Raw genomic sequence first — 10,048 nt, forward strand, 5'->3', positions numbered from 1 at the left:
GGCGTACCCTGCTCGATGCTGGGGAGGCGATCCTGCACCGGATGCCGGTGATCCGCGGCCTCTACAAGGGCGTGAAGCAGGTTTTCGAGACGATATTCTCGCAATCGGGCACATCGTTCCGCAAGGTCGGCATGGTGCAGTTCCCGCAGCCGGGCATGTGGTCCATCGTTTTCATCTCTCAGGAGGCGGCGCCCGAGATCAGCTCACGGCTGCCGGATGGCAGCGAACAGATCGGCGTCTTCCTGCCCTGCACGCCGAACCCGACCACGGGTTTCTTCTTCTACCTGCCGCGTCGCGAGGTGGTGGAGCTTTCAATCTCCGTGGAGGACGGCGCCAAGCTCATCATGTCCGCCGGGCTGATCCAGCCGGGGGAGAATGGCTCGAAGGCGCCACCAGGCAACGGCAAGTCCCAGAACTGATCTGCGGACTTGCCGTCCTTTTTGGTCCGGGAGGTCGTCAGGCCTTCAACGGAACCCAGATTTCGACGGTTCCGGTACCGCTTTGCGGATCGAAGCGCTCGTCATAGCGCTCGAAGCTCGGCCCTTCCGAGGCTTTCCAGCCCTTCTTCGGCAGCCAGTCGCGCCAGATTGCGTCGAATGTGCCCTTGATGCCCGAGATATGGCCGTGATGCAGGAACACGACATAGTTCTGCTCGGGAATGCGGATGCGGTCGAATTCGGGTGGCAGGTCGGAAAAGGATTTCACCTCGACGCCAGCGAGATAGTCGAAGCTGCCCTCGTCGTCGGCGTTGTAGCAGACCCCGTAGCCGATGCCCCCGATCTGGCCCGGGACATGGCCGAAATGCGGGGTGAGCTTCTGCCAGAGCGACGGAATGCCGGCAGTGGTCTCATAGGTGTAGCGGCTGCCGAACCCGGCAACGAGCATGCTCTTGCCGGTCAGTGAGCGGGGTTCTTCCAGGATAACGGTTGGGCTTGCGTCCATGACGATGGGCTCCACGAGCTTGAGCGCCGAGAGGTCGCGCCGCTCGCGCAGTTCTTCGGGCGTGAGGCCGAATTGCTCGCGAAAGGCGCGGGTGAAGGCCTCGTGAGAGCCGTACCCCCAGTCCAGCGCGACGGAGAGGATGTCCGGCGCGCCATTCGCCAGTCTCCGGGCGGCTTCGGTCAGCCGGCGTTCGCGCACATAGCGCATCACCGAGCGGCCGGTCGCGTTGCCGAAGGCGCGGCAGAGATGGAAGCGCGAGACGCCGCTGACCGAGGCGATCTCGTCGAGCGAGATCCCGGAGGCGAAGCGGCTCTCGACGCACCACACGGCTTTGCTGATTGGGTCCATTGTGGTTCTCACGAAGGCACACCCGGACGATGCCGATCCCGCGCTACGGCCGCTTGATCGGGATTGATCTCCCGCAGGATCTCCAGCGCTAAAGCATCGGCCCGAAAAGTGGATTGCGGTTTTCGGGAAAGCCGATGCAATCACAGATGGCTAGATCGTCGGCCCCGCGTCCTGACGGCTTCGCCGCGTTCGCCGGCGAGGTGCGGGTCGCGCTCTATCAGGAGCCGCGCATCATCGCGAGCGGCGGCCAGCAGATCGCCATCGATTTCGGGGCGGGCAACGCGCCAGTCGGGGGATCCGGACTGGCGCGTGCCGAGCACCTCGCCTTCGCCACGCAGGCGCAGATCTTCCTCGGCAATCCGAAAGCCGTCCTCGGTCTCGCGCATGATGGTCAATCGCGCTTCCGCGACCGGACCCAACGGCCCCTTATAGAGCAGGAGGCAGGTCGATGCGGCCGAGCCGCGCCCGATCCGCCCGCGTAGCTGGTGGAGCTGGGCCAAGCCAAAGCGCTCGGCATGCTCGATCACCATGACGCTGGCATTGGGCACGTCGACCCCGACCTCGATGACGGTGGTCGACACCAGGATGCGCGTCTCGCCGGCAACGAAGGCCGCCATCGCAGCGTCCTTGTCGCGCCCGGGCATCTGGCCATGCAGCAGCCCGACCCTGGCGCCGAAGTGCCCCCCCAGTTCCTCGAAGCGCTCCTGCGCGGCGGCGACATCGAGCGTGTCCGATTCCTGAACGAGCGGGCAGACCCAATAGACCTGCGCGCCGGCCTCCACCGCGCGGCCGACTGCGCCAACGACCTCGTCATAGCGTTCGAGCGAGATCGCGCGTGTCGAGATCGGTTTGCGGCCRGCCGGCTTCTCGGCGAGCACCGAGACATCCATGTCTCCGAACCAGGTCAGCGCCAAGGTGCGCGGGATCGGCGTTGCCGTCATGACCAGCACGTCGACGGCCTCGCCCTTCGAGCCCAGCATCAGGCGCTGATGGACGCCGAAACGGTGCTGTTCGTCGACCACCGCCAGCGCGAGATCGTGGAAGACGACGCCTTCCTGGAACAGCGCATGGGTGCCGACCACGATGGCGATCTCGCCGCTCGCCAACCGCTCGAGCACCTGGCGTCGGCCGGCGCCTTTCTCGCGGCCGGTCAGCAGGGCGAGCTTGAGCCCGGCCGTTTCTGCCAGCGGCGCCAGCCGTTCGGCATGCTGGCGCGCCAGGATTTCGGTTGGCGCCATCAACACCGATTGCCGGCCGGCTTCGGCGGCTGCGACCATCGCCATCAGGGCGACAACGGTCTTTCCCGAGCCGACATCGCCCTGCAGCAGACGCAGCATGCGCTCGGGCTTCTCCATGTCCGAATGGATATCGGCCACGGCCTGGCGCTGGCCATCGGTGAGCGAAAAGGGCAGGGCTGCTTCGATCGCCTTGAGCATGCGGCCGTCACCGGCGGTGACGCGCCCGGCTGCCTTCTTCTGCTGCCGGCGCACCAGGGCAAGCGCGATCTGGCTCGCCAGCAATTCGTCATAGGCAACGCGCCTGCGTGCGATCGTGTCACCCTCGACGGCGCGCAGGTCCGGCGGGTGGTGTAGGGCACGGATGGCCTCGGCGAAGGAGGCGAAGCCGGCCTTCTGCAGAAAGCTGCGGTCCTGCCATTCGGCGAGCTCCGGACATTTTTCCGCCGCTGCTGCCACGATGCGTGTCATGACGCGGGGCCCGATGCCTTCGGTCAGGCCGTAGACCGGCTCGATCGACGGCAGGCTGGCGAAGGCCCGGGCATCCATGATGCGGTCGGGGTGGACCATTTGGCGCATACCGTCCCAGAGCTCGAGCTTGCCCGAGATGATGCGGAACTCGCCGACCGGCAACGTCTGCTGGAGATGGCGGACATCGGCATGGAAGAAGACCAGGGTCACGTCCCCGGTCTCGTCCTCGACGATGACGCGATAGGGAGCTTTGGCCTTGCCGGGCGGGGCCGGGCGATGCTCGGTGACACGGGCCGAAAAGGTCGCGACATCGCCGACCGGAGCGTCGGCGATGCTGGCGCTGGGGCGACGATCGATCGCGCCCGTGGGAAGGTGGAAGAGCAGGTCGACGACCCGCGCTGGCTGCGTCTCGTCGCCGAGCAGCTTGTCCAGAAGCTTGCCGAGCTTGGGGCCGACGCCGGGCAATATCGTCGCGGGAGCAAAGAGCGGATCAAGCAGGGAAGGACGCATCTGCCTCGGGTGGGAACCGGAATTGCGGGAAACGCGGCGGTTCGGCCACTGACTCGCCCCGACGCCATCGCTATATAGCCTGCATCGGCAGGTTCCGCGACGGGGCCGGCCCGTTCCGCCATTTGCATTTCATGCGAGGCTTACGATGAGTGGCTCTTCCCGCACCAGTGCCGATCTCGATCCGCGCCGCCGCAAGATCCTGTTCCGTGCCTGGCATCGCGGCATGCGGGAGACGGACCTGATCATGGGCCGCTTCGCCGACGCCGAGATCGGCACGTTGAGCGATGCCGAACTCGACGAGTTCGAGCAACTGATCGAGGTTCTCGACCGAGACCTGCTGTCCTGGATCACAGGAGAGGCCGAGGTGCCGGTGAACTACGATACGGCCGTGTTCCGACGGCTGAAGGCGTTCCACAACCACAGCAAGCCGATTCACGTCTGAGCACGCAGCGACAATCCGATATGAGCATTCCGCCCCCCGCCCAGCTCGCCAAGCTGCAGATCGACCGCATCCTCGACGCGCTGAAGCGGGGCGACAAGCCGACGCTCGCCAGCGTGCCGGACGGGTTCGACGCCGTCGTCCTTGCCGATCTCGTCCGGACCCGGGCGAAGAAGGTGGAAGGCGCGGCAATGCTCGTCTTCGTCGCGCGTGACGGGCAGCGGCTGCAGGTTCTGGAAAATGCGCTCCAGTTCGTGGCGCCCGATCTGGAGGTGATGAGCTTCCCGGCCTGGGACTGCCAGCCCTATGACCGCGTCTCGCCGGCTCCTGCCATCGTGGCCCATCGCATGACGACGTTGTCGCGACTGGCCAAGACCAAGTCAGGCGACAAGCCGCGTCTGCTGCTGACGACGGTCAACGCCGCGCTGCAGCGCGTGCCGGCCTTCAGCAAGGTGGCCTCGGAGAGCTTTYCGGCTGCGCCAGGCAACATGGTCGACACAGAGCAACTCGCACGCTGGCTCGACATGAACGGCTACCTGCGGACCTCGACGGTGCGCGAGACCGGCGAGTTCGCGGTGCGCGGTGGCATCGTCGATCTCTTTCCGCCCGGCATGCCTGCGCCGATCCGCCTCGACTTCTTCGGCGACGCGTTGGAATCGATCCGGACCTTCGACCCCGAGACGCAGCGCACCACGGGCCAGTTGCGCGGACTCGATCTCGTGCCGATGTCCGAGGCGCAGATGACGAGCGAGAGCATCAAGCGCTTTCGCCAGTCCTATATCACGAGCTTCGGCACGCCCGGCCGTGACGACATGCTCTACGAGGCGGTCAGCGAAGGCCGGCGGCCTGCGGGGCTCGAGCATTGGCTGCCCTTGCTGGCCGACCGGCTCGACACGCTCTTCACCTATCTGCCGGATGTGCCGCTGGTTCTCGACGCGCAGGCCGAGGATGCGGTCGGCGAGCGCATCAGCCTGATCAAGGACTACTACGATGCGCGCAAGGCCGCCCTCGACCAGGGCGGCACGGGAGGGACGCCCTACAAGCCGTTGCCACCCGATGCGCTCTACCTGTCCCCGGCCGAATGGCGCGGCGTGATCGACAATGCCGGCGTCGCGTCGCTGACGCCGTTCCAGCTGCCCGATAGCGACGGCAAGCTGATCGTCGATCTCGGCGCCCGCCAGGGTCGAAGCTTTGCGGCCGAGCGCGCCGACAATGCCGGCAGCGTCTTCGATGCGGCGGTCGCCCATGTGAAAGCGCTGCAGGCCGATGGCCGGCGCGTCATCCTTGCGGCATGGTCGGAGGGCTCCCGCGAACGCCTGGCCCATGTGCTGGCCGATCATGGCCTCAAGACCGTACAGACCACGGGGTCCCTGCGCGCGGCCTTCGATCTGAAGCCCGGCATCACGGCACTCGCGGTCTGGGGCTTCGAGACCGGCTTCGAGGCCGGCAAGCTTGCGGTCATCGGCGAGCAGGACATCCTGGGCGACCGCCTCGTGCGCCCGCGCCGCAAGACGCGCCGGCCGCAGGATTTCATCGCCGAGCTGTCATCGCTCGCGCCCGGCGACCTTGTCGTCCATGTCGATCACGGCATTGGCCGCTTCATTGGATTGCAGAGCATCACGGCGGCCGGAGCGCCGCATGATTGTCTCGAAATCCACTATGCGGGCGATGCCAAGCTGTTCCTGCCGGTCGAGAATATCGAGCTGCTCTCGCGCTATGGCTCGGAGGACACCGAGGTTCCTCTTGACCGGCTTGGCGGCGGTGGCTGGCAGGCGCGCAAGGCCAAGCTGAAGCAGCGCATCCGCGAGATGGCGGGCAAGCTGATCCAGATCGCTGCCGCCCGCGCGCTGAAGGAGGCGCCGCGCCTCGTTCCGCCGGACGGGCTCTATGATGAATTCCGGGCTCGCTTCCCGTTCGAGGAAACGGAAGACCAGCAGAACACGATCGATGCGGTACTGGACGATCTCGCGGCCGGTCGGCCGATGGACCGCCTGGTCTGCGGCGATGTCGGCTTCGGCAAGACCGAGGTGGCGCTGCGTGCCGCCTTCACGACGGCGCTGGCCGGCAAGCAGGTCGCGGTCGTGGTGCCGACGACATTGCTCGCCCGCCAGCATTACCGGAATTTCGCCGAGCGCTTTGCGGGGTTGCCGGTGAAGGTCGGCCAGGCCTCGCGCTTCGTCTCGGCTCAGGATCTCAAGGCGGTCAAGCAGGGCATCGCCGACGGCACCATGGACATCGTCGTCGGTACCCATGCCCTGCTCGGCAAGGGCGTCGAGTTCAAGGATCTCGGCCTCGTCATCGTCGACGAGGAGCAGCATTTTGGCGTCAACCACAAGGAGCGGCTGAAGGAGTTCCGCGCCGAGGTGCATATGCTGACGCTGTCGGCCACGCCGATACCGCGTACGCTCCAACTCGCCATGACGGGTGTGCGCGAGCTCTCGATCATTGCGACCCCGCCGGTCGACCGGTTGGCCGTGCGGACTTTCGTCACGCCRTTCGATCCGCTGATCGTGCGCGAGGCGTTGCTGCGCGAGCGCTATCGTGGTGGCCGCAGCTTCTATGTCGTGCCGCGCATCGAGGACATCGCCGAGGTCAAGGACTTCCTCGACAAGCAGGTACCCGAGGCCAAGGTCGGCATTGCCCATGGCCAGATGGCGGCGGGCCAGCTCGAGGACGTGATGACGGCCTTCTACGAGGGCCAGTACGACGTTCTGCTCTCGACCACGATCGTCGAGTCCGGGCTCGATATCCCGACGGCTAACACCCTGATCGTGCATCGCGCCGACATGTTCGGCCTCGCCCAGCTCTATCAGCTGCGCGGGCGCGTCGGCCGCTCGAAGATCCGCGCCTACGCGCTCTTCACCATGCCGGCCAATCGCAAGCTGACCGAGCAGGCCGAGCGCCGGCTGAAGGTTCTGCAATCGCTCGACACGTTGGGTGCGGGGTTCCAGCTCGCCAGCCACGATCTCGACATCCGTGGCGCCGGCAACCTGCTCGGCGACGAGCAATCCGGGCACATCAAGGAGGTCGGCTACGAACTCTACCAGCAGATGCTCGAGGAGGCGGTGGCGCAGCTCAAGGCCGGCATCGACATCGTTGCCGAAAGCCAATGGTCGCCAAGTATCCAGATCGGCGCGCCGGTGATGATCCCCGAGCACTATGTCACCGACCTGACGCTGCGCCTGACCCTCTACAAGCGGCTCTCGACGCTCGACGAGGATGGCGAGATCCAATCCTTCGGTGCCGAGCTGGTCGACCGTTTCGGGCCGCTGCCGGAAGAAGTGCAGCAACTTCTGGAGATCGTGGCGATCAAGGCGCTCTGCCGCCGGGCCAATGTCGAGAAGGTCGAGGCCGGACCGAAGGGCATCATCGTTGCTTTCCGCGACAACGAGTTCGCCAATCCCGAGGGGCTGGTCGGCTATGTCGCGAAGCAGGGAACGCTGGCCAAGGTCCGTCCCGACATGCGCGTCGTCTTCATCGACGACTTCGAGACGGCGGAGCAGCGGCTCAAGGGCACGCGCCGGTTGCTGACCGATCTGGCGCGCATCGCCGAGCGAAAGAAGGCGGCGTGAGCATCAGCACGAGACGCTGGCCTTAGCCTCGTCTGTCATGGGAGGGGCGCGGCGGCGAAGCAATCCCGGCCTCTGCCTGAGGGGATTGCTTCGCTCGTGACGACGAGACAGGGCGTCTCTGACGCAAGGCATAGGCCCGAAACGCGGACGGCTTTCGGGAAGGCTGCTGCAAGCGCAGAAGGTTAGATCATCGGCCGCTCAGGCGACGGTCACGCGCCCGCGGGAGATCTTCAGGCTCAGCTGCCCGTTCTTCAGCGCCAGCGCCTTGTTGCCGAAGACTTCGCGGCGCCAACCCTGCAGGGCCGGTACATCGGCCAGGTCGTCCGAGGCGATGGCCTCGAGATCGTCGGTCGAGGCCAGGATCTTGGGGGCGACGCGTTCGGCATCGGCGGTCGCCTTCAGCAACACCTTGAGCAGGTCGAGTACGGCGCCATTGGTCGGGCGTCCGCGCTCGCGTTCGAGACGGGGCAGGGTCCTGGGATCCGCCGGCCCGCGAGCGCTCGAAGCCGTTCGGCACGGAGCGAAGCTCCGCCAGCGCCTCGACCGAGCGCGGACCGCGCTGAACGATATCCATCAGYGCATCGTCCTTCAGCACCCGCTGGCGCGGCACGTCGCGGCTTTGCGCCTCCCGCTCCCGCCAGGCGGCGATCTCCATCAGCAGCGCGACTTCCTTGGGCTTGCGAATCCGGCCCTTCAGGCGCTGCCAGGCGTTCTCGGGCCTGACCTCATAGGTGCCTGGCGAATTCAGGATCGCCATTTCCTCGGCAACCCAGCCCTCACGGCCGCTGGCGGCGAGATCGGCCGATAGGGCGAGATAGATGTCACGCAGATAGGTGACATCGGACTCGGCATAGGTCAGCTGCGCCTCGGTCAACGGTCGGCGCGACCAGTCGGTGAAGCGCGAGGATTTGTCGATCCGCGCCTTGGCGAGGTCGTTGGCGAGCTGCTCGTAACCGACGGAGTCGCCATAGCCGCAGACCATTGCGGCGACCTGCGTGTCGAATAGCGGGGTCGGGAGCATCTTGCCGATGATCCAGATGATCTCGAGGTCCTGCCGTGCGGCGTGGAACACCTTGACGACGTTCTGGTCGGCCATCAGCGCCAGGAAGGGCGCGAGGTCGATTTCGGGGGCGAGCGGATCGACAAGCACCGCCTCGTCGGGCGAGGCGAGCTGGATCAGGCAGAGCTTCGGATAATAGGTCGTCTCCCGCAGGAATTCGGTGTCGACCGTGACGAAGGGATGCTGGGCCAGCCGCGCGCACGCCTCGGCCAGATCCTGTGTGGTGGTGATGAGGCTCATGATTAGCGGCTTAGCGGAGGAACGGGTTGTCCGTCGAGTCCGCGTTTCATGCTTCTGCTCGCCGGCGCCGCATGACCTTCAGAAGAACGGGCCTGTCCTTCGGGGCCCGGACAAGGTCATCTGCCTTGTCTACGTATTGAAACCTTCACACCATGGTGCGACGGCCTCTGCCGCCTCCTTGCGGCGAACAGCTGGAATGCCGGCTTCGCGCATCACGATTATCGCTGCCATTCTTGACAATCCGCGCGCCTGCGTGTGCTTACGCCGAAGGTTTCAGCTGGCCTTGCGCCGGCTCCTTCGCATTTCCGAGAGACGAGTCCCGTGACCTTGCATCGCTATCGCTCCCACACCTGCGGCGCCCTTCGCGAGAGCGATATCGGCAATCAGGTTCGCATTTCGGGCTGGTGCCACCGCATCCGCGACCATGGCGGTGTGCTCTTCATCGATCTGCGCGACCATTACGGCATGACCCAGGTCGTGATCGATCCGGACTCGCCGGCTTTCGCCGAAGCGGAGAAGATTCGGGCCGAGTGGGTCATCCGCATCGACGGCAAGGTCAAGGCTCGCCTCGAGGGGACCGGGAACGCCAATCTCGCGACCGGTGCGATCGAAGTCTTCGCCGCGGCGCTCGAAGTGCTGGGTCCTTCAGGCGAGCTGCCGCTGCCGGTGTTCGGCGATCTCGAATACCCCGAGGACACGCGCCTGAAATATCGCTTCCTCGACCTGCGTCGCGAGAAGCTGCACAACAACATCATGCTGCGTGGCAAGGTCATCGACTCGCTGCGCAACCGCATGAAGACCTCGGGCTTCTCGGAATTCCAGACGCCGATCCTGACCGCGTCCTCGCCGGAAGGCGCGCGCGACTTCCTGGTGCCGAGCCGGCTGCATCCCGGCCATTTCTACGCCCTGCCGCAGGCACCGCAGCAGTACAAGCAGCTGCTGATGATGGCGGGCTTCGACCGCTATTTCCAGATCGCGCCCTGTTTCCGCGACGAGGATCCGCGCGCCGACCGTCTGCCGGGCGAGTTCTACCAGCTCGACGTCGAGATGAGCTTCGTCACGCAGGAAGACGTCTTCCGCACCATGGAGCCGGTGATCGCCGGCGTTTTCGAGGAATTCGGCGGCGGCAAGTCGGTCACCAAGAACTGGCCGCGCATTCCCTATGCCGAGTCGATCCGCAAATACGGCTCGGACAAGCCTGATCTTCGCAACCCGCTCGAGATGCAGGATG

At 65.8% G+C, this 10,048-nt stretch carries 7 protein-coding genes; 4 read left to right on the top strand and 3 right to left on the bottom strand.

The window, feature by feature from the left end; genetic code table 11:
• A partial coding sequence (locus AC1D34_RS32400; protein WP_476826450.1) for a DUF502 domain-containing protein occupies nucleotides 1-419 on the top strand: 419 nt, incomplete at its 5' end.
• Between the two features lie 37 nt (nucleotides 420-456).
• Here AC1D34_RS32400 and AC1D34_RS32405 read toward each other — a convergent pair.
• Nucleotides 457-1,290, bottom strand: a complete 834-nt coding sequence (locus AC1D34_RS32405) for an AraC family transcriptional regulator (protein WP_441505392.1) — start codon at nucleotides 1,288-1,290, stop codon at nucleotides 457-459.
• A gap of 140 nt (nucleotides 1,291-1,430) precedes the next feature.
• Nucleotides 1,431-3,506 carry an ATP-dependent DNA helicase RecG gene (gene recG, locus AC1D34_RS32410; protein ID WP_476826451.1) on the bottom strand — a complete coding sequence of 692 codons (2,076 nt, stop codon included), beginning with the start codon at nucleotides 3,504-3,506 and terminating at the stop codon, nucleotides 1,431-1,433.
• A 145-nt stretch (nucleotides 3,507-3,651) separates the two neighbouring features.
• Here recG and AC1D34_RS32415 point away from each other — a divergent pair, with 145 nt between their 5' ends.
• Complete coding sequence (locus tag AC1D34_RS32415; RefSeq protein ID WP_441490006.1) at nucleotides 3,652-3,948, top strand: FAD assembly factor SdhE; 297 nt, start codon at nucleotides 3,652-3,654, stop codon at nucleotides 3,946-3,948.
• Between the two features lie 20 nt (nucleotides 3,949-3,968).
• The gene (gene mfd / locus AC1D34_RS32420; RefSeq protein ID WP_476826452.1) at nucleotides 3,969-7,517 is read left to right on the top strand and encodes a transcription-repair coupling factor; all 3,549 of its coding nucleotides are present in this window, start codon (nucleotides 3,969-3,971) and stop codon (nucleotides 7,515-7,517) included.
• 187 nt (nucleotides 7,518-7,704) lie between these two features.
• Here the strand turns inward: mfd and rnd are convergent, their stop codons facing one another.
• On the bottom strand, nucleotides 7,705-8,817 hold the full coding sequence (gene rnd / locus AC1D34_RS32425; protein WP_476826453.1) for a ribonuclease D: 1,113 nt from the start codon (nucleotides 8,815-8,817) through the stop codon (nucleotides 7,705-7,707).
• A gap of 327 nt (nucleotides 8,818-9,144) precedes the next feature.
• On the opposite strand from rnd, the gene aspS reads away from it, so the two are divergent.
• On the top strand, nucleotides 9,145-10,048 hold a 904-nt coding region (gene aspS / locus AC1D34_RS32430; protein ID WP_476826454.1), incomplete at its 3' end, for an aspartate--tRNA ligase.

The organism is Allobosea sp. P1_A7, from assembly GCF_056406775.1.

Coding starts and splice junctions, on each gene's coding strand:
- AC1D34_RS32405 (WP_441505392.1), bottom strand. CDS start 1,290: ATGGACCCAATCAGCAAAGCCGTGTGGTGCGTCGAGAGCCGCTTCGCC.
- AC1D34_RS32415 (WP_441490006.1), top strand. CDS start 3,652: ATGAGTGGCTCTTCCCGCACCAGTGCCGATCTCGATCCGCGCCGCCGC.